Source organism: Marinobacter segnicrescens, from assembly GCF_900111555.1.
Lineage (GTDB): Bacteria > Pseudomonadota > Gammaproteobacteria > Pseudomonadales > Oleiphilaceae > Marinobacter > Marinobacter segnicrescens.
In genome coordinates this window covers 1-18,913 of the sequence record NZ_FOHZ01000015.1, presented here as the reverse complement: position 1 = coordinate 18,913, position 18,913 = coordinate 1, and the positions used below count along the sequence as shown (strand labels likewise).

General features: G+C 60.2%; 19 protein-coding genes. 16 read left to right on the top strand and 3 right to left on the bottom strand.

The genetic code is table 11. The features are described 5' to 3' along the window. Positions 1 to 8: 8 nt before the first annotated feature. Positions 9 to 1,004, bottom strand: a complete 996-nt coding sequence (locus BM036_RS13780; RefSeq protein WP_091853321.1) for a GGDEF domain-containing protein — start codon at positions 1,002 to 1,004, stop codon at positions 9 to 11. Next, a complete protein-coding gene (locus BM036_RS13775) occupies positions 1,001 to 2,008 on the bottom strand; it encodes a GGDEF domain-containing protein (protein WP_091853465.1) in 1,008 nt (335 codons plus the stop codon). Before BM036_RS13775 ends, BM036_RS13780 begins: the two co-directional genes overlap by 4 nt. Before the next feature lie 144 nt (positions 2,009 to 2,152). Between BM036_RS13775 and BM036_RS13770 the strand changes: the two genes are divergently transcribed. The 13 genes from BM036_RS13770 to BM036_RS13710 all read left to right on the top strand — a co-directional run bounded on the left by BM036_RS13770 (position 2,153) and on the right by BM036_RS13710 (position 14,095). Next, positions 2,153 to 3,409, top strand: coding sequence for a glutamate-5-semialdehyde dehydrogenase (locus BM036_RS13770; RefSeq protein WP_091853319.1), 1,257 nt, complete (start codon positions 2,153 to 2,155; stop codon positions 3,407 to 3,409). Positions 3,410 to 3,411: 2 nt separating this feature from the next. Continuing rightward, positions 3,412 to 4,065 carry a nicotinate-nucleotide adenylyltransferase gene (nadD, locus tag BM036_RS13765; protein ID WP_091853317.1) on the top strand — a complete coding sequence of 218 codons (654 nt, stop codon included), beginning with the start codon at positions 3,412 to 3,414 and terminating at the stop codon, positions 4,063 to 4,065. An 85-nt stretch (positions 4,066 to 4,150) separates the two neighbouring features. Beyond that, entirely contained in the window at positions 4,151 to 4,501 is a 351-nt protein-coding gene (gene rsfS / locus BM036_RS13760) for a ribosome silencing factor (protein ID WP_091853315.1), read from the top strand. Between the two features lie 2 nt (positions 4,502 to 4,503). Beyond that, complete coding sequence (gene rlmH / locus BM036_RS13755; RefSeq protein WP_091853313.1) at positions 4,504 to 4,974, top strand: 23S rRNA (pseudouridine(1915)-N(3))-methyltransferase RlmH; 471 nt, start codon at positions 4,504 to 4,506, stop codon at positions 4,972 to 4,974. 9 nt (positions 4,975 to 4,983) lie between these two features. After that, a complete protein-coding gene (gene mrdA, locus BM036_RS13750; RefSeq protein ID WP_091853311.1) occupies positions 4,984 to 6,870 on the top strand; it encodes a penicillin-binding protein 2 in 1,887 nt (628 codons plus the stop codon). Beyond that, positions 6,867 to 8,006: a rod shape-determining protein RodA gene (gene rodA, locus BM036_RS13745; RefSeq protein WP_091853309.1), complete on the top strand. Its 1,140-nt coding sequence runs from the start codon at positions 6,867 to 6,869 to the stop codon at positions 8,004 to 8,006. Before mrdA ends, rodA begins: the two co-directional genes overlap by 4 nt. 68 nt (positions 8,007 to 8,074) lie before the next feature. Next, complete coding sequence (gene mltB / locus BM036_RS13740; RefSeq protein ID WP_245742639.1) at positions 8,075 to 9,103, top strand: lytic murein transglycosylase B; 1,029 nt, start codon at positions 8,075 to 8,077, stop codon at positions 9,101 to 9,103. Continuing rightward, complete coding sequence (locus BM036_RS13735; RefSeq protein ID WP_245742637.1) at positions 9,090 to 9,998, top strand: septal ring lytic transglycosylase RlpA family protein; 909 nt, start codon at positions 9,090 to 9,092, stop codon at positions 9,996 to 9,998. The genes mltB and BM036_RS13735 overlap by 14 nt, the downstream gene beginning before the upstream one ends. Positions 9,999 to 10,076: 78 nt before the next feature. Continuing rightward, the gene (locus BM036_RS13730; protein WP_245742641.1) at positions 10,077 to 11,225 is read left to right on the top strand and encodes a D-alanyl-D-alanine carboxypeptidase family protein; all 1,149 of its coding nucleotides are present in this window, start codon (positions 10,077 to 10,079) and stop codon (positions 11,223 to 11,225) included. A 37-nt stretch (positions 11,226 to 11,262) separates the two neighbouring features. Beyond that, positions 11,263 to 11,532 (top strand): HP0495 family protein, encoded by a 270-nt coding sequence (locus tag BM036_RS13725; protein WP_091853307.1) that lies wholly within the window; start codon positions 11,263 to 11,265, stop codon positions 11,530 to 11,532. Further along, positions 11,532 to 12,200, top strand: coding sequence for a lipoyl(octanoyl) transferase LipB (gene lipB / locus BM036_RS13720; protein ID WP_091853305.1), 669 nt, complete (start codon positions 11,532 to 11,534; stop codon positions 12,198 to 12,200). The genes BM036_RS13725 and lipB overlap by 1 nt, the downstream gene beginning before the upstream one ends. A 110-nt stretch (positions 12,201 to 12,310) precedes the next feature. Beyond that, positions 12,311 to 13,741: an AarF/UbiB family protein gene (locus tag BM036_RS13715; RefSeq protein ID WP_091853303.1), complete on the top strand. Its 1,431-nt coding sequence runs from the start codon at positions 12,311 to 12,313 to the stop codon at positions 13,739 to 13,741. A 111-nt stretch (positions 13,742 to 13,852) separates the two neighbouring features. Continuing rightward, complete coding sequence (locus tag BM036_RS13710; protein WP_091853301.1) at positions 13,853 to 14,095, top strand: GrxA family glutaredoxin; 243 nt, start codon at positions 13,853 to 13,855, stop codon at positions 14,093 to 14,095. Between the two features lie 90 nt (positions 14,096 to 14,185). Here BM036_RS13710 and BM036_RS13705 read toward each other — a convergent pair whose 3' ends face one another. Continuing rightward, on the bottom strand, positions 14,186 to 15,448 hold the full coding sequence (locus BM036_RS13705; RefSeq protein ID WP_091853299.1) for a 6-phosphofructokinase: 1,263 nt from the start codon (positions 15,446 to 15,448) through the stop codon (positions 14,186 to 14,188). A 211-nt stretch (positions 15,449 to 15,659) separates the two neighbouring features. On the opposite strand from BM036_RS13705, the gene mpl reads away from it, so the two are divergent. The 3 genes from mpl to BM036_RS13690 are packed head-to-tail and all read left to right on the top strand — an operon-like array spanning position 15,660 to position 18,572. After that, on the top strand, positions 15,660 to 17,060 hold the full coding sequence (gene mpl / locus BM036_RS13700; protein ID WP_091853298.1) for a UDP-N-acetylmuramate:L-alanyl-gamma-D-glutamyl-meso-diaminopimelate ligase: 1,401 nt from the start codon (positions 15,660 to 15,662) through the stop codon (positions 17,058 to 17,060). Next, the gene (locus BM036_RS13695) at positions 17,050 to 17,667 is read left to right on the top strand and encodes a flavin prenyltransferase UbiX (RefSeq protein ID WP_091853296.1); all 618 of its coding nucleotides are present in this window, start codon (positions 17,050 to 17,052) and stop codon (positions 17,665 to 17,667) included. Before mpl ends, BM036_RS13695 begins: the two co-directional genes overlap by 11 nt. A gap of 2 nt (positions 17,668 to 17,669) precedes the next feature. Beyond that, a complete protein-coding gene (locus BM036_RS13690) occupies positions 17,670 to 18,572 on the top strand; it encodes a mechanosensitive ion channel domain-containing protein (RefSeq protein ID WP_091853294.1) in 903 nt (300 codons plus the stop codon). Positions 18,573 to 18,913 lie beyond the last annotated feature (341 nt).

Here is an 18,913-nt window from a genome sequence, read left to right as displayed (position 1 = left end):
GGCTGCACTCAGCTTACCTGGTGGGCATCCGCGTTGAACCAGACGTGGTCCTGGCCTCGGCGACAGGCCTCTTCCAGGGCGTCGGTGGCTCGCTGGCGGAGGCGCTCACCCAGGCTATCCTGGCTGATATGGGTGGTGGCACCGATGCTGACCGTCATGCGCCCGACCTGGGGCCAGCCGGCTTCGGCAATACTGCGGCGTATACGTTCGGCCGTCACTCGCGCGCCCTCCTCGGGAGTAAATGGGAGTATCAGGCAGAAGCGGCCCTCACCCAGGAAGTAGAGGGTGTCACCGGCACGAATCAGGGTGAAGAGGTGCTCTGCCAGCCTGCGATACAGGTGTGGCATTTGTCCGTCGCCGAGCATTTCACTAATCTGGCCGCGATGGTCGATGTCCATCATCAGCACAGAAACCGGGTGGGTGGTGGCGCGGGCCCGGCTGATTTCCTTTTGCAGTGTCTCATCGAGGAACCGGGCGTTATGGGCTCCGGTAAGCGGATCGATAATCGCCAGGTCCTCGGCCGACTGGGCCATATGGTCGTAATGCCAGCTGGCGAGGCCGGCGCTGGCCACCAGGGTTGCCAGCGCCGCGATGGCAGGAAGGCTCTCGCTGGCAGGCAGTTGCCACGCAACAAGCATTGCCACTAATGCCGCAACCGGCAGCGTCACTTTCAGGGCCTGTCGAAGTGGTAGCACGAGGTAGGTCAATACCAGTATGGGCAGGCTCCAGAAAATGCCATTACCCGGTGCTGACATGGCGCCTGTCAGGGCAACCCCATGTAACAGTGTCAATGCGACCAGGTGGCCTCGGGCCCGGAGCTGATACCGGCTCACCCACAAAGTGTAGACGCAGCTGCCCAGGCTGATGGCGCTGAGGCCCGCTGCGAGATAGCACAGGGTGTAGAACCCGTAACGCAGGTTCTGCAGGGCGAGCATGGCGAAAACAGCAGCGCTTAAACCATAGGCCAGGACGCTGGTGAGCGTTCTCAGACGGGTTTCGGTCACGTGGCCGGGCTCCTTACGGTGTCGGACGGCGGTGTGTGGGACCAGGTGCTCCAGGTCTGCACCCGGTTGCCTCCCTTTTTCTGGGCCCCCTGCAGCGCAGACGCTACCGCATGCTGGAGTGTGTCCGCGTTATCGCCAATGTTCAGGCCGGCAACGCCAGCGCTGACGGTGACGTCCAGGCCGTGGGATTCCAGTAATGAGATCAGGCCGAGACGGAGTTGCTCTGCCCTCGCGCTGGCGCCGGCGGTCGCCATTCCCGGCAGAATGATCAGGAACTGGACGTCTGCCACCCTGTACCAGGTATCGAAATCCCTTAGCCGGGAATGCAGGTAGCGTCCGATCCGGGGTAGCAGGGCCTCGAGGTCCTGGTCGGTTTCCGGGGCGCTGAGATGGGCGTCCAGGCCCAGCATGATGACGGAAAGGTCCAATCCTTCCCGTTCGCTGCGCTGTATCTCCTTGTACAGGTCGGCGGTCAGGTACTCCCGGCTTGCCGCCTGGGTCAGTTCATCGGACCGACGCAATGGTAACAGCTGGCGTGCCTTGTAGTGGCGTAGCAGGAAGAACACGCCAGCCAGGGCGCTGGTCAGCACCAGGGGAGCTATGATCTGGTGCCGTGAGGAGTCGCCTGTCAGTGAGGCAAGCCCCAGCAGAAAAGTGGCCATGGCGACCAGGGCAAGCGGAACACCCGTTCGCGGAGGAAGCATTCCAAGGATGAACAGGGGCAGGGCGAACAGCCAGTAGCGCAAAGAGGCTGAGTCGAGCCAGAGCGCAGTCACCAGGATCAGTGTAAGGCTGAGTATCAGCAGGTGATTGGCCAGTTGCCAGTGCCGCTGTTGACCCAGGGGCAGGGCGGGGCTGGTGCGAACGATGCCCGCAGTGACCAGCGCGGCCAGGGCTGCCGGGATATCGTCCGTAACCAGACAGAATATCGCGAGGGCCAGCAGAGCCATGGTGCCCAGCCAGGCGAGCCGGCTCAATACAAATCGCTCAGCCTTCTGGGCCATGCTCTCGTCCTTCCTGAAGTTGGTTCCGTTGGACTGTCGGTCTGGTATGAATGATAACATCAATGTGCCAAACGCGCCGTCGTCGGGCATAATAGTCGCCTGATTTTCATTGATGCATCAGTTCCAAAGCGGAGTTACCGATCCATGGATATTGCAGCCTACATGGCGGAGGTTGGCGAGCAGGCTCGTCAGGCAGCCACCGCCATAGCCCGTTCTTCTACGGCTACCCGCAACCGGGCGCTGCTGGCCACTGCCGGGGCCCTGGATGCCGCCCGTAACGAGCTTGCGGAAGCCAATGGCAAGGATCTGGAAAACGGTCGCAGCAATGGCCTGGAAGCGGCCATGCTGGACCGCCTGGAACTCACCCCGGCCCGCATTGATGCAATGATCGAGGGCTTGCGGCAGGTTGCTGGCCTGCCGGATCCAATTGGCGCCATCACTGATATGGCCTACCGGCCGTCCGGTATCCAGGTTGGCAAGATGCGGGTGCCACTGGGCGTGATCGGTATCATCTACGAGTCTCGCCCCAATGTGACGGTAGAGGCTGCCAGCCTGTGCCTGAAGTCGGGTAACGCGACCATCCTGCGGGGCGGGTCCGAGGCCATTCATTCCAACCAGGCCATTGCCGAGTGCCTGGTGACAGGTCTCCGGGCGGCCGGGCTGCCGGAGGCCTCGGTACAGGTGGTTCGCACCACCGACCGGGCAGCGGTGGGTGCGATGATTACCATGCCGGAATTTGTTGACGTGATCGTCCCCCGGGGTGGCAAGGGGCTGATCGAGCGTATCAGCAGGGATGCCAGGGTGCCGGTGATCAAGCACCTGGACGGTGTATGCCATGTCTATGTGGATGCCCACGCGGATCCGGAAAAAGCCCTCAAGGTTGCGATCAACGCCAAAACACAGCGTTACGGCACCTGCAACACCATGGAAACCCTGCTGGTTGACCAGGAGATTGCGGCGGACATACTGCCCTTGCTGGCCGGCGCTTTCCGCGAGCATTCGGTGGAGTTACGGGGCTGTGACGCCAGTCGCGCCATCGTTCCGGATATGGCAGCGGCCACCGAAGACGACTGGTACGAAGAGTATCTGGGCCCTGTGCTCGCGGTGCGGGTAGTCGATGGGCTCGACGGAGCCATAGCGCACATCAACCGTTACAGCTCGCAACACACTGACAGCATTATTACCGAAAACTACACCCGCGCTCGCCGGTTCATTACTGAGGTGGACTCCAGTTCGGTGATGGTGAACGCCTCCACCCGCTTTGCTGACGGTTTCGAATATGGTCTGGGTGCCGAGATCGGCATTTCTACCGACAAGATCCACGCCCGTGGTCCCGTGGGTCTTGAGGGGCTTACCTCGCAGAAGTACGTGGTGTTTGGCGACGGACATATCCGTACCTGACCATGCATGTTATCTACGGCGGCACCTTCGATCCGATCCACAATGGCCACCTGCGGGTGGCCATTGAATTACGGGAAACCCTGGGGGTTAACCGGATCGACCTGGTCCCTTGTCATATCCCGCCCCACCGTGGCGATCCAGGCGGCTCCAGCGAGCACCGCCTGGAGTTGCTGAGGCTGGCGATCGCCGATGAGCCCGGCCTTGGCGTGGATGATCGCGAACTGGTCCGGGGCGGGTCGTCCTATACGGCGGATACCTTGCGTCACCTGCGGGAGGAAATTGGTCCGGACGATCCACTGGTAATGGTACTCGGAACCGACTCCTTTGCCGGTTTTGACCGATGGCAGGAATGGTCATCCATTCCGGAACTCGCCCATATTGTGCTGGTCACACGGCCCCAGGCCGGTCTGCCCCCGGATTCTCCGCCCTCGCGGTTATTGTTTGAACGCCGGGTGACTAATCCGGCCATGCTGGGCAGGGCACCTGCGGGGTATATCCTTGAGGTGGAGCCTCCGCTGCTTGATATTTCCGCCACCGGTATCCGGGCGCGGCTGGCGTCCGGTCGTTCAATACGTTACCTGGTGCCTGACCCCGTCCTGGCCAGGATCGAAGAATTGGGGCTTTACGGCAGTGACGGCGATGAGTGTGGGCGTTGATTGGTGATACACTAGCCAGTCTGTACATGCCCACTTACCCACTCCCTGTATCCGGCCCGGCCCGGGTATACATGACAGGATCATTATGCAGGCAGAAGAACTGAAAGATATTGTTATCGAGGCACTGGAGAACCTGAAGGCGAAGGACATCAGTGTACTGGACGTGACCGACCGTACCAGCGTGACGGACTTCATGATCCTTGCCTCGGGCACGTCCGGCCGCCACCTGCGGTCCCTGGCTGAGTCCGTCGTCAAGGAAATGAAAGATCGCGGCATCCGCGAAGCCAAGGTAGAAGGCGCTGATTCCAGTGACTGGATCCTGGTTGACCTGGGTGACGTAGTGGTCCACGTCATGATGCCCGCGACCCGTGAGTTCTATGACCTCGAGCGTCTGTGGCGGGATGCCCCGGGCCTGGGTGCTGCCGGCAGCGAATAGCCATGCGGCTGAAGCTTGTCTGTGTCGGCCAGAAAATGCCCGGCTGGGTTACCGAAGGCTACCAGGAATACGCCCGCCGTATGCCCCGGGAGCTGCCGCTTGAGCTGATTGAAATCGCCATGCCACACCGCGGCAAGAATCCTGACATCAATCGCCTGATGAGGCAGGAGGCCGACGCTGTACTGGCGGCGACTGGTGACAGTGACCACGTGGTTGCCCTGGAGGTTGGCGGCCGCCCCTGGTCAACAGAGACACTGTCCCGGCAACTGGAAAGCTGGCAGCTCGATGGCCGCGACATCAGCTTCCTGGTGGGGGGGCCTGACGGCCTTCACCCGGCGTGCCGTGAGCGGGCGGACCAGCAATGGTCCCTGTCGCCGCTCACCCTGCCGCATCCGCTCGTACGTATCCTGCTCGCCGAGCAGCTCTATCGGGCCTGGACCATCACCCGAAACCACCCATACCACCGCGCGTAGGACCTTCCCATGGCCTGGGGTGAATTCAAGGACACAGCCGCCGAACGGCGACTCTTCCAGCGCCGGGCCCTGGTCATGCTGGGGCTGGTGGTTGTGTTGTTCGGCATCCTTATTGGCCGCTTCTATCAATTACAGGTCATCGAACACGAAACCTATACCACGATTTCTGACCGCAACCGGGTACAGGTTCGCTCGGTACCACCGACCCGTGGCCTGATCTATGACCGCAACGGCACTCTTATTGCCGAGAACCGGCCGGTGTTCAGCGTGACCCTGGTTCCTGAGAGGGTGGGGAACATGGATGCCACCCTGGAACGTCTGCAGGCCTTGCTGACCATTTCCGAAGAGGATGTTGAGCGGTTTCGCCGCCGGCTTCAGGAGCCCCGTCGTCCCTTCCAGGAACTGCCCCTGCATTACGACCTGACAGAGCAGGAAATTGCCAGTATGGCTGTGCACCGGCACGAGTTGCCCGGGGTCGAAGTCAGCGCCGAGCTGGTGCGCCACTATCCATTTGGTGAACTCAACTCCCATGCCCTGGGTTACGTGGGACGGGTCAATCGTGAAGAGCTTCAACGCATCGACCCGGTGAACTATGCCGGTACCAACTACATTGGCAAGTCCGGTGTTGAGCGGGTGTACGAGGAGACTCTTCATGGCCGTGTTGGTTATGAACATGTGGAAACCAACGCCCGGGGCCGTACTCTGAGGGTGCTCGAACGGGAAAACCCGGTGCCGGGCGAAGACCTGGTGCTTCACCTGGACATGCGTCTTCAGCAGCGGGCCTTCGAATTGCTGGAGGGCCGCCGTGGTGCGATTGTCGCTATCGATCCGAGGGATGGGGGCATTATTGCCCTGGCCAGCGTTCCGGGTTTTGATGCCAACCAGTTTGTGACGGGAATCAGCGTTGACAATTACCGGGCGCTCAGTGAATCCCGTGACAAACCTTTGTTCAATCGGGCGTTGCGAGGCCAGTACCCGCCCGGGTCTACCATCAAGCCCATGCTTCTGATGGCGGGCCTGGACAGTGGGACGGTGACGCGGGAAACCACCATCTGGGACCCGGGCTATTACCAGATCAATGACAAGGGGCGTCGATATCGCGACTGGAAACGGGGAGGCCATGGCTGGGTTGATGGCCGCCGGGCGGTGGCGGAATCCTGTGATATCTATTTCTATGACCTTGGCGTCGAGATGGGCGTTGATGTCATGCACCAGTACCTGTCCGGCTTCGGCTTCGGGATGGATGCGACCCTGGACGTCGGCGGAGCCCTGCCGGGCTTGCTGCCTTCCAGGGACTGGAAGCGGGGTATGCGCAACGAGCCCTGGTACACGGGTGACTCGGTAAACATGAGCATTGGCCAGGGTTTTTTCCTGGCAACGCCCATGCAGCTGGCGACCGCCACGCTGGTGGTGGCGAACCGGGGTGGCTGGGTGCAGCCCAGAATGCTGAAGGATGTCAGGGGTGACACGCCGCTGGACGACGTTCTTCCCCCGGAAACCATGGAAGATTTGACGGTGGATAACCACGATGACTGGGAGTTCGTGGTTGACTCAATGGAAGACGTCATGCACGGCCCCAGGGGCACCGCGCGGGGGGCTGCAGAAGGGGCTGACTACCGTATGGCAGGCAAAACAGGAACCGCCCAGGTGTTCAGCCTGGCGGAAGATGAAGAATATGATGCCGAGGAGATCCGTGAGCGTCTTCGCGACCACGCGCTGTTTGTCGGCTTTGCGCCGGTAGACGATCCTCGCATCGTGGTTTCTGTTATCGTCGAGAATGGTGGCAGTGGTAGTGGCACTGCAGCACCGGTCGCAAGAGCCATGTTTGATGCCTGGCTGCAGATGCAGGACTCAGAACCAACAGTGATCAGCCAGGCCGGGGAGGCTCAGCCATGATGGGCCGTGCTGCCAGCGTCCAGGCCTCCAGCGGCCTGCAAAGACCCGCAAGTCTGTGGCACAGACTTCACATCGACCCGCTACTGTTGCTGCTGTTGGCGCTGGTGGCCGGAGGCGGCCTGATCGTTCTCTATAGCGGCGCAGATGCCAGCATGGCTGCGGTCAGGGCCCAGGCGATCCGCTTCGGCGTCGCGTTTGCTGCCCTGTTTATCTTTGCCCAGTTGGACCCAGCCGTATACCGGCGCTGGTCGCCATGGTTGTATGTGGCTGGTATGGCCGGGCTTGTGGCGGTGTTGGTGGTCGGTGTTGGCGCGAAGGGGGCCCAGCGGTGGCTCGCATTGCCAGGCCTGCCCCGGTTCCAGCCATCGGAGATCATGAAACTGGTGGTTCCAATGATGGCCGCCTGGTACCTGTCCCGGCAGTATCTTCCCCCGAGGTTTCGTCATGTGGTGATTGCCGTTGGCCTGGTGCTTTTGCCCATGGGGCTGATCATCCAGCAACCGGATCTGGGTACCTCCCTGCTGGTGGGCGCGGCTGGTATGTTCGTGGTCTTTTTCGCCGGGCTGAGCTGGAAGCTGATCACCGGTTTCTTCGCCCTGCTGGGAGTCGCCGCACCACTGATGTGGCACTTTGTGATGAGGGACTATCAGAAACAGCGGGTACTCACCCTTCTGGACCCTCAGAGCGATCCGCTGGGTGCAGGCTGGAATATCATCCAGTCGACTACCGCCATCGGATCTGGTGGATGGAGTGGAAAGGGGTGGCTTCAGGGCACCCAGTCCCACCTGGAGTTTTTGCCGGAAAGTCATACCGACTTCATTGTGGCAGTCCTGGCGGAGGAATTCGGCTTCCTGGGTCTGGCTACGTTGTTGGCCGCCTACACCCTGATTATCCTCCGTTGCCTGTACATTGCGGCCAATGCCCAGGACTCGTTCAGTCGCTTGCTGGCCGGAGCGCTGACAATGACCTTTTTCGTTTACATCGTGGTTAATATCGGCATGGTCAGTGGCCTGCTTCCCGTGGTCGGGGTGCCGCTGCCCCTGATCAGCTACGGTGGTACGTCCATTGTGACGCTGATGTCCGCTTTTGGCGTACTGATGGCGATACACACCCATCGGCGGATGATCACGGCGTAATGTCCGGTAATGGTGCCCCCTGTAACCCCGTGGTAACCTCCCGGCAAAAACCTGGCTCCGAGATGTTCATGAAGGCCCTGAAGTGCTTGCTCTTTCCGCTGATTCTGATGGTTGCCTGCCCGGCCCTGTCGAGCGCTGCTGGCTATGCTGAGACCCGCGAGGGCAGAGTATTTATCCGTGAAATGGCCAGTGAGCATGGTTTCGATGCTGACCGCCTCCGGAAATGGCTCGGGGAGGCTCGCCGCAATGACCTGGTTATCGAGAGGATCAGTTCGCCGGCCGAGAAAACCCTGACCTGGCGGGAATACCGGGCGATTTTTATCAAACCGGAGAGGGTTGAACAGGGTGTCGACTTCCTGAAGGAACATCGGGCGGCATTTGATCGGGCCGAGGCCGAGTTCGGGGTGCCCCGGGAGATCATCGCTGCCATTATTGGCGTAGAAACCTGGTACGGCCGGTACCGTGGCTCCTTTCCCGTGCTGGACGCCCTGGCCACCCTGGCCTTTGACTATCCTCCGCGCAGTGCCTTTTTCCGCAGTGAACTGAAGCAGTTCTTCCTGATGGCACGTGAACAGGGCTTTGAGCCCGGCCAGCTGGAAGGATCCTACGCAGGTGCCATGGGCTATGGTCAGTTCATTGCCTCCAGCTACCGACACTACGCTGTAGACTTTGACGATGATGGCATCGCCGATATCTTTGATAACCCGGTTGACGCCATCGGCAGTGTCGCCAATTATTTCCACGAGCATCGCTGGCGGTCGGGTGGTCCGGTTGCAACACCGCTGGAAACGGGGGTGTCAGTGCCGCAAAGGCTGGTCATTCGGGAACTTCGCCCCCGGTTTACGGTCTCTGATTATCGTGCCGCCGGGTTGCAGTTGCCCGCGGAGCTGGCGGACAAAGAGCCGGCCAGGGCATTCCGGGTGGAAGGGCCGGATGGCCACCGCTGGTGGCTCACGTACCATAACTTTTACGTGATTACCCGGTACAATCACAGTCATCTCTATGGGCTGGCCGTCAATGAGATGGCCGGTGAGCTCCGGCAGGAATTGTTGAAGGCATCATCGGCAGGAACGGAACACAATCATGAAGCACCCTGATTTGCGCGTAACGGCAGTCCTTGCCGTGATGGCACTGGTACTGGCCGGTTGCGCGTCCAAGCCGAAGGAAACCGACCATTCCGGTCGTTACACCATCGCCCAGGACCACGGTCCTGCGCAGGACGTGGATATCAGTTCGTTGGGCAACGCCATGCCAAGGTATGAGGTGCCCCGCTCAGCTGGCAACAAGTCGCCCTACACCGTGTGGGGCAAGCAATACCGGGTCATGCCAGTCAGCGATGCCGACGGCTATGTCCAGCGGGGCATTGCAAGCTGGTATGGCAAGAAGTTCCATGGCCACAAGACCTCCAACGGCGAAGTCTATGACATGTACGAGATGTCGGCCGCCCACAAGAGCCTTCCGCTTCCCAGCTATGCCCGGGTCACAAACCTGGACAACGGACGTTCCGTGATCGTTCGGGTCAATGATCGGGGCCCCTTTCACGGTAACCGTCTGATAGACTTGTCCTGGGCGGCCGCCAAGAAGCTGGATTTCCTGGGCAATGGCACCGCCCGGGTAGAAGTCGCCTCTATTACCGTCCGTGAAGACGGCTCGATGACTCTGGCGGGACAGCCGTGGACGCCGGAAGGCGGCGTTAACGCGGGTGTCGGGAAAACGTCCGTTGCAAAGTCGGAACCGTCTACGGCCGGGGGCAATGCCCTGTTCGTGCAGCTTGGGTCTTTCAGCCAGGTTGATCCGGCCCGGCAACTCGAGCATGCCGTCAGACAGCGTACTGGAGAGTCGGTGCGGGTACGCCAGATTTCGACCGCATCCGGTGAATTTCACCGGGTGCAGGTGGGGCCTTTCGGCGATCACGGCGATGCCGAACGTGCCATGGAGCGTCTTGCGTCAGAGGGGTTCCGCCAGGCGATGGTCCTTACTGATCGCCACTGACTTGAATCTTTGCCGGCCCTGTGCCGGCCAATCCACTGATCCGGAAGTAATGTGAACAAGCCCATGACTCGTAATGCCATGCCTCGTCTGTTGATGACCCTTGTGCTGATGGCTTTGTTGCCACTGATGGCCCAGGCCCAGCAGGTACTGATACCCTCTCCGCCCCAGATCAATGGCAGTTCCTATGTGCTGATGGACCCCGCCAGTGGCCGGATCCTGATGGAATCAAACAGCGACGAGCGCCTGCCGCCGGCCAGCCTGACCAAGATGATGACCGCCTACATTGTCGAACGGGAGCTGGATGAAAATCGGCTGAGCATGGATGAAATGGTTCCGATCAGCGTCAAGGCCTGGAAAACCGGGGGCTCGCGGATGTTCGTGCAGGAGGGCTCACGGGTCAGTGTCGAGGATTTGCTCAAAGGCGTGATCATCCAGTCCGGTAACGACGCCTCCGTGGCGCTTGCCGAGCATGTTGCCGGTTCCGAGGGTGCCTTTGCGGATGTCATGAACCAGCAGGCACAGTTGCTGGGCATGAAGAATACCCGCTTCGAAACGGCAACTGGCCTGCCCCATGAAAACCAGTATTCCACGGCCTATGACCTGGCCCTGCTGGCCGCCGCCATTATCAATGATTACCCTGAGAACTACCCGCTCTACGCGGAGAAACACTTCACCTACAACAATATCCGGCAGCCCAACAGGAATTCCCTCCTGTGGCGTGATCCGTCGGTGGATGGCTTGAAAACCGGCCATACCGAGGAAGCGGGTTATTGCCTGGTGGCCTCCGCGCAGCGTGATGACACCCGTCTGATCGCGGTGGTGATGGGTACCGACAGCAGCGAGGCCCGTGCCCGTGAGGTGCAGAAAATGCTCAACTACGGTTTCCGCTACTACGAAACGGCGCGCCTGTTCGACAGCGGTGAATCCTTGCTGGAAAGCCGGGTCTGGGGTGGTAAGCAGGACCAGATGAACCTGGGCCTGGCCTCGGATATGGTGCTTACCATCCCCCGAGGGGCGAGGGACTCACTGGAGTCTGTGGTAGAAGTGGACTCGGTGATCAAGGCGCCGGTGTCAGCCGGGGACGAACTGGGTACCGTGACCATCAGCTTCGATGGTGAGGTCCTGGCCAAGCGGCCCCTCGTTGCCGTCGAGCCGGTCCCCGAAGGGGGCTTGTTCAAACGGCTACTTGATGCCATCAAGCTGTTCTTCCATAACCTGTTCAACTGAGCAGGCCAGGCCAGGCATTAACAGGAGGGGCAGTTTCATGTCTCAACCCTCAGCGCCCAAAATCGAGTTCCCCTGTGACTACGTTATCAAGGTCATAGGGGACGCAGCTCCGGACTTTACTGAGTTCGTGGTGTCCGTTGTGAATGCGCACGCACCAGGCATCCGTGAGGAGCATATTACCGTGACGGACAGCCGCAACGGGCGCTTTACCTCTGTCCGGTTGCGTATTGTCGCCACTGGAGAGCCCCAGCTAAAGGCGCTGTTCGAGGACCTCAAGGCCAGTGGCCGGGTCCACATGGTTTTGTGATGCGAGAGCGACCGACTTTGCTGATCGTACGGGACCTGGGGCTGCAGCCCTATGAAGCCGTATGGGAAGCCATGAAGACATTCACGGCCGAGCGCGATGGAAGCGTGGCGGATGAACTCTGGTGTGTCCAGCATTCACCGGTCTACACCCAGGGGCAGGCCGGAAAGGCGGAACATATCCTCGCGCCGGGAGATATCCCGGTGGTGCAGGCGGACCGCGGTGGCCAGGTGACCTACCACGGGCCCGGCCAACTGGTGGTTTACCTGATGATCGATCTGCCCCGGGCCGGCCTTGGCGTTCGCCAGCTGGTGGATATTATCGAGCAGTCCCTGGTTTCCGTGCTTGGGGATCAGGGTATTACTGCCGCGCCACGGCCAGACGCCCCGGGAGTCTACGTGGATGGGGCCAAGATTGCCTCGCTTGGCCTGAGGGTGCGGCGTGGGTGCTCTTTCCACGGGCTGGCGCTGAACGTGGATATGGACATGGAGCCGTTCAGCCGTATCAACCCCTGTGGCTTCTCTGGCTTGCCGATGTGCCAGGTCCGTGATTTCAACGCCACCGTTTCCATGCCGGAGTTGGCCGATCAGCTGACAAACACGCTGGCCAGGGCTCTTGGCCATGATGCCGCTGGCATCGTTCGCCCCTCTGTTCACCAAACAGCCTCCTGAGGCTGGTATCCTGTTTGCAACGCTTCCGGTGCAGCCTGTCTGATCCGGGCCTTTGCGGGAGCGAGACGTTTCCATTCACCGGTTGACGATCACGACCTGTCAGGTGGGCCATGTCCAAGCCTCGTAAAGGAAAAACTGTCTCCAGAATCCGCACCGGCAGCTTCGAGCGGAGGCTGACCATGACCCGGGCAGGCCTGTTTGCCGGTACCCGAATGGCTTCTCACATGGCTACCAGTTGGCTTTCCAGTGCTGACCAGAGGGAACAGCGCCACAAGGCCATGTTGTCGAAGCAGGCGCAGTTCCTGGTGGACGAACTTGGGCAGCTCAAGGGCAGCGTGGTCAAGATCGGTCAGATGATGGCCCTTTACGGTGAGCATTTCCTTCCTGAAGAAGTCACCGAAGCCCTGCATATCCTTGAAGACCAGACGTCTGCCCTGGAGTGGAAAGCCGTTCAAAAGGTGATCCGGGAGGAGCTGGGCGCGGACCGGCTGGCAGAGCTGGAAGTGGACCCCGAGCCCATCGGAGCCGCGTCCCTTGGGCAGGTTCACCGGGCACGGCGCCGCTTTGACGGTCTGGAACTGGTGCTCAAGATACAGTACCCGGGCGTAGACCGTGCAGTGGACAGCGACCTGGATGCCGTTGCCCAGTTGCTGCGAGTGGCCCGGCTGGTTTCCTTTGGCCCCGAGTTCAATGACTGGCTGGAAGAAGTCCGGGAAATGATGCACCGGGAGGTGAACTACGCGCTGGAGGCCGATACGACCGAGCGGTTCAGGGAGCGCCTGGCCGATGATCCCCGCTTCGTGGTACCCAGGGTGCTGATGCAGTACACCACTCCCCATATTATCGCCCAGACCTACGAGCACGGGCATCCCGTCAGCTCAGAGGCGGTGGCCGCGCTGCCACTGGAGCGCCGAAGCGAGTTGGGCAAGGCCGCCCTGGAACTGTTCTTCCGGGAGCTTTTTGACTGGGGTGAAATCCAGACGGATCCCAATTTCGGGAACTACCGCATCCGACTGGCCGGAGAAGGGGGCAACGAACGGGACCAGGTGGTGCTGCTGGATTTCGGAGCGGTTCAGCAATACAGCGATGACTTCCTGGACCCGGTAATCCAGATGATTCGTGCGTCCTACGAGCAAGACCTGCCGGCGGTGATCGACGGTGGTGTCCGGCTGCATTTCATGAAGCGGGAGTGGCCGGACGAGGTGCTCGACAAGTTCGGACAGGTCTGTATGTCGGTGCTGGAACCGCTTGCGCCAGCCAGTCAAGGCTGGCCTGAATGTGCCGTGAACGACCAGGGCCAGTATCGCTGGAAGCAGAGTGACCTGCCTTCCCGTGTTGCCCGGGAAGCGGCAAGGTCTGCCATCAGTCGCTATTTCCGGGTGCCACCAAAGGAGTTTGTCTTTCTTAATCGTAAACTGATTGGTGTCTACACCTTTATTGCTGTGCTATGCGCCGAGTTTAACGGCGAACCGTTGTTGCGGGAATTTCTGTATGGAGAGACCCGTGATGGAGGGGAGCCCGGGCTCGGGGGATCCTTATAGCCACGGTTATCGGCGATGCCTATGATCGTTATTCAAAGCATCAACTGGGCAGAGGGGCCGGATGAAGCGATGATGATCGCCCTGAATGTCAGAGTAACCCGGAGGTGAACCTTGGAAAAGGTAACGATATACGGCCGCATGAGCTGCGGCTTCTGCGCCATGGCACGCCAACTTTGTGACCAGAAAGGTTTCGAGCACGAATTCGTGGATATGCCCGCGCTTGGCCTGACCAAGGAAGACGTTGCTGGGAAGATCGGGCACCCGGTATATACGGTGCCGCAGATTCTTGTCGGCAGTGAGTACGTGGGTGGTTTTGATGAGTTTTCCCGTTACGTGGCTCGTCAAGCCAGCTGAACGCCCCGGTATTTTCCTGTTGCTACAAAGACAAAAGGCCCCGGCGAGTTGTTCGCCGGGGCCTTTTTCGTTGCGAGGCAGCGACTTTCATCAGACCTCGAACGGTGTTTTCAGCTTCTTCTCTGCGAGTACGTTCTTCAGGTGAGCGACTTTCGGGATGCCGTTTTCAAAGGGTGGGAAGGCTTCGCCCTCGATCAGCGGCTGGAGGTATTCCCGGCAGTCTTCGGTAATCCCGAATCCGTCGTCAGAAATGTAGTGAATTGGCATTTTCTTTTCCTGGTTGGCCACTTCGCTCAAGGGGGCCTCGCCGATGTGCCAGCGGTACGGGCTGGATTGCTCCCTTACAATAATGGGCATGACCGCTTGCTTGCCGGCGAGCGCCATTTCCACCGCTTTCTGGCCCACGGTGTAGGCTTGCTCTACATCGGTGGCGGAGGCAATGTGGCGTGCCGCCCGTTGCAGGTAGTCGGCGACAGCCCAGTGGAACTTGTAGCCCAGGGCCTGTTTGACCATGTTGGCCAGGGTAGGGGCAACACCACCGAGTTGGGTATGCCCAAACGCGTCCTTGCCGCCCGCATCCGCAACGAAGCGGCCGTCCTCGTACTGGGCGCCTTCCGACGCCACTACAACGCAGTAGCCATAGTCTTTCACCGACTGCTCGACACGGGCGAGGAAGGCCTCGCGTTCGAACGGAATTTCCGGGAACAGAATGATATGGGGCGGCTCATCCCGGCCATTGCCTGCCAGGCCCCCGGCCGCGGCAATCCAGCCGGCGTGGCGCCCCATCACCTCGAGGATGAATACCTTGGTGGAAGACTCGCACATGGAGCGGATGTCGAGGCTGGCCTCCAGTGTCGAGGTAGCCACGTACTTGGCCACCGAGCCGAACCCTGGGCAGCAGTCAGTAAAGGGCAGGTCGTTGTCGACGGTCTTGGGTACGCCAATACAGGTGATGGGGTAGCCCATCTTGTCGGCAATCTGGGACACCTTGAACGCCGTATCCTGGGAATCCCCACCTCCGTTATAGAAGAAGTAACCGATATCGTGGGCGCGGAAAACCTCTACCAGACGCTCGTATTCGCGGCGGTTCTCGGTGAGGTTCTTCATCTTGTAGCGGCACGAACCAAAGGCTCCGCCGGGGGTGTGCATCAGCGCGCGGATGGCGTCATCGGACTCTTCGGACGTGTCGATCAGTTCCTCCCTGAGAGCCCCGATAATGCCATTACGGCCGGCATAGACCTTGCCGATCTGGTCCGGGTGCTTGCGCGCGGTTTCGATAACCCCGCAGGCACTGGCATTAATGACAGCGGTGACCCCGCCGGACTGGGCATAGAACGCGTTCTTGATGGCCATCTTGGGCTGGCGCCTCCTGGTGGTTGGATTAGCATGTCTCTATGGAGGCGAATCATACGTGAATCCCGCGGAGTTTTCATGACGCCCGGCTTGACGGAACCTTACGTATACGGGAGTCTTGGGAGCTTCTGATCACCGCGGCGAACTGGCTCGTCGCTGGAAATGACGGCTTTCAGTTGTCATCAACACCATCAAGGAATTCTGGCACGTCATGCATATCCACATTCTGGGAATCTGCGGCACCTTCATGGGCAGCCTGGCGGTACTGGCACGGGAGTTGGGCCACACGGTGACTGGCTCAGACCAGGGGGTTTACCCGCCCATGAGCACCCAGCTGGAAGCCCAGGGCATCACGCTGATGGAAGGCTACCGGGCAGAGAACCTCACCCCGGCGCCGGACCTGGTACTGATAGGCAACGCCATGTCCCGTGGTAATCCCGAGGTGGAGGCGGTGCTCAACCGTAACCTGGATTACATGTCCGGCCCCGAGTGGCTTGCCCGGGAGGTCCTCCGGCACCGGTGGGTGCTCGCGGTTGCGGGCACCCATGGCAAGACCACCACCACCGCCATGTTGCTCTGGATACTTGAACAGAGCGGATTCGATGCGGGCTACCTGGTGGGCGGCGTGCCCCGTGATTTCCCGGTATCCGCACGACTGGGCGGCAGCGACTTTTTCGTGATTGAGGCTGATGAGTACGACAGCGCCTTCTTTGACAAGCGCTCAAAGTTCATTCACTACCGGCCCCATACGTGCATTCTCAACAACCTTGAATTCGACCACGCCGATATTTTCGATAATGTAGAAGCTATCGAACGCCAGTTTCATCACCTGGTGCGTACCGTGCCCTCGAAGGGAGCGATCATCCGTCCGGCGATGGATGAACACCTGGACCGGGCGCTGGCCATGGGTTGCTGGAGCCCGGTGCAGAGCACCGCCATCGGTAGTGAAGCCCAGACGCCGGACTGGCGCGCCGAGCTGCTTAAAGAGGATGGCTCCTCGTTCATGCTGATCCATCACGAGCAGCCCGTGGCGACCGTAAACTGGAATATGACCGGCCTGCACAATGTTCGCAACGCGCTCTCGGCGATCGCCGCAGCACGGCATGTCGGGGTAACGCCGGACCATGCCGTGGCCGCCCTGAATCGATTCGGTGGCGTCAAGCGACGCATGGAGTTGCTGGCCGACGTGAGTGGAGTCAAGGTCTACGACGACTTCGCCCACCACCCGACGGCTATCGCTACCACGCTGGAAGGACTGCGTAACCAGGTGGGTGACGACCTGATTGTTGCGCTGATCGAGCCGCGCTCCAATACCATGCAGCAGGGTGTTCACCGCGACCGGCTGCTGGACAGTGCCCGACTGGCGGACCGGGTTATCTGGGCCAACACCAGCCGGGCTGACTGGCTCTCTGAATTGATGGGGGATTATCGGAACAGTGGCGGTGACCCTGAAAGGCACCAGCTTGATACGACCATCGACGGCCTGTTGGAGCGGGTTCTGGATGAGATTTCAGAGCCCTGTCACGTGGTGATCATGAGTAACGGGGGGTTTGGTGGCATTCACCAGCGACTGATCGCCCGTCTTGAAGAGAAAGCCAGCCATGGTCGCTGAGCCTCGTACCATCAATCTGGCCCTTACTGGGGCCTCCGGCGCCCAGTATGGCTTACGGCTGTTGCAGTGCCTGGTTGCCCAGGGGTGTCGCGTCAATGTCATGGTTAGCAAGGCCGCACGTATTGTGCTGGCCACTGAGACGGAAATACAGTTGCCTGCCTCCACAGCCGCCGCCCTGGTGAGCCTGCAGTCCTGGACCGGTGCGGAGGAGGGGCAGTTAAAAGTGTTCGGTCACGAGGACTGGTTTGCGCCACCGGCATCCGGCTCCGGTGAAAGGTCCCCACTGGTCATCTGCCCCTGTAGCACAGGTACGTTATCGGCCCTGGCCACGGGCGCCAGCAATAATCTTATCGAACGGGCAGGGGATGTAGCGCTGAAAGAGCGGCGCCAGCTGATCCTGGTTCCCCGTGAGGCGCCCTATTCAGAGGTGCACCTGGAGAACATGCTGAAACTGACCCGCATGGGTGCGGTGATCATGCCGGCGAGTCCGGGGTTCTATCACAACCCGGCCTCGGTGGACGACCTGGTGGATTTTATCGTTGCTCGTCTGCTGGACCACCTGGGGCTGCCACAGTCACTTGTGCCCCGCTGGGGTGAGGGCCGCTAACCATGCTGGAGCAGATTCCCGCTGCCATCAGTGAGCTCAATCTGTCCATGCCGGCGCTCCGCCTGCTGGGCACCACCGTTGCCCTGTTGCTGATCGTACTGGTGGTGCGAGCGGTGCTGTCCAAGGTCATCCGCACCAGCATCCAGTCGACAGAACTGCGTCGTAAATGGCTGGTGCAGACCCGCAACGGGCTGATCCTGATTTTCCTGCTGGGTTTGGTGCTTATCTGGGGGCAGGAGCTGCGCACCCTGGCGCTGTCCATTGTTGCCATAGCGGTGGCCTTTGTGGTCGCCACCAAGGAGTTGATCCTGTGTTTTATAGGGAGCCTGGTAAAGGGTGGTGCCCGATCCTTTGATATTGGCGACAGGATCCAGGTCAAGGATTTTCGCGGCGATGTGATCGACCAGAACCTGTTGGCTACCACCATCCTTGAAGTGGGTCCCGGAAAGCTGACCCACCAGCGTACCGGCCGGGCCACCGTGATTCCCAACTCCCTGTTTGTGTCCGAGCCCGTTATCAATGAGAGCTTTACCGAGGACTATGTTCTCCATGTATTCACTGTGCCCTTCAAGCGAGACGACAACTGGCAACTCGCCCAGAAGGTGTTGCTGGACGCCACCCAGGCCCAGTGCGAACCCTTCCTTGAAACCGCTCGCCGCTACATGCGGCGTCTTGGCGACCGCCGGGGATTGGAGGTGCCAGTGGTGGATCCAAGGGTCAGTCTCCAGGTCCCGTTGGCCGGGGAGATACACCTGGTAGTCCGCTTTCCCTGCCGTCCTTCACAGCGTAGCGCCATTGAACAGGCAATTCTGATGGAGGCCTTCGCCAACAATGATTTCAGTGGGGTTCGGAAAAAGGGTAGCGAAGAAGATCAAGGTCCGATTGATCCCGAAAGAATGGAATAGCGGGAGCAGGCAGCGAGTGCACAAGGAAGCGCCAACAAGGGCAAGTGCTGGTCTTGACGAAGATAACTGATTCGGGGGAGATATGGTTCTTGTGGTTTTACCCATAACTTTTCCATATTTTGAAGCATAAATCTTCCACTACTGAGCTAACCCGCTGTTAATAATGATGCAACTATAGTCTGGCGTGAACGTACAGGTTTTGGTGAGGCACGTTCCAGAATACCGCGAGCTCAAAAGGCACGCCTTTAAACAAAAGCGAACATTCTAGTCACGCCTTCCCTCCGCCTCCGAAAGCACCACTGCCAAATCCTCGGGCACCGGCATGGGTGCAAACGCGCTGA

Bases quoted from the DNA above. Each gene is read 5' to 3' on its own strand.
- BM036_RS13735 (WP_245742637.1), top strand. From the start codon at position 9,090: ATGAAGCACCCTGATTTGCGCGTAACGGCAGTCCTTGCCGTGATGGCA.
- nadD (WP_091853317.1), top strand. From the start codon at position 3,412: ATGCATGTTATCTACGGCGGCACCTTCGATCCGATCCACAATGGCCAC.
- BM036_RS13695 (WP_091853296.1), top strand. From the start codon at position 17,050: ATGGTCGCTGAGCCTCGTACCATCAATCTGGCCCTTACTGGGGCCTCC.
- BM036_RS13725 (WP_091853307.1), top strand. From the start codon at position 11,263: ATGTCTCAACCCTCAGCGCCCAAAATCGAGTTCCCCTGTGACTACGTT.
- mrdA (WP_091853311.1), top strand. From the start codon at position 4,984: ATGGCCTGGGGTGAATTCAAGGACACAGCCGCCGAACGGCGACTCTTC.
- rlmH (WP_091853313.1), top strand. From the start codon at position 4,504: ATGCGGCTGAAGCTTGTCTGTGTCGGCCAGAAAATGCCCGGCTGGGTT.
- lipB (WP_091853305.1), top strand. From the start codon at position 11,532: ATGCGAGAGCGACCGACTTTGCTGATCGTACGGGACCTGGGGCTGCAG.
- rodA (WP_091853309.1), top strand. From the start codon at position 6,867: ATGATGGGCCGTGCTGCCAGCGTCCAGGCCTCCAGCGGCCTGCAAAGA.
- BM036_RS13770 (WP_091853319.1), top strand. From the start codon at position 2,153: ATGGATATTGCAGCCTACATGGCGGAGGTTGGCGAGCAGGCTCGTCAG.
- mpl (WP_091853298.1), top strand. From the start codon at position 15,660: ATGCATATCCACATTCTGGGAATCTGCGGCACCTTCATGGGCAGCCTG.
- BM036_RS13715 (WP_091853303.1), top strand. From the start codon at position 12,311: ATGTCCAAGCCTCGTAAAGGAAAAACTGTCTCCAGAATCCGCACCGGC.
- BM036_RS13730 (WP_245742641.1), top strand. From the start codon at position 10,077: ATGCCTCGTCTGTTGATGACCCTTGTGCTGATGGCTTTGTTGCCACTG.
- mltB (WP_245742639.1), top strand. From the start codon at position 8,075: ATGAAGGCCCTGAAGTGCTTGCTCTTTCCGCTGATTCTGATGGTTGCC.
- BM036_RS13775 (WP_091853465.1), bottom strand. From the start codon at position 2,008: ATGGCCCAGAAGGCTGAGCGATTTGTATTGAGCCGGCTCGCCTGGCTG.
- rsfS (WP_091853315.1), top strand. From the start codon at position 4,151: ATGCAGGCAGAAGAACTGAAAGATATTGTTATCGAGGCACTGGAGAAC.
- BM036_RS13705 (WP_091853299.1), bottom strand. From the start codon at position 15,448: ATGGCCATCAAGAACGCGTTCTATGCCCAGTCCGGCGGGGTCACCGCT.
- BM036_RS13690 (WP_091853294.1), top strand. From the start codon at position 17,670: ATGCTGGAGCAGATTCCCGCTGCCATCAGTGAGCTCAATCTGTCCATG.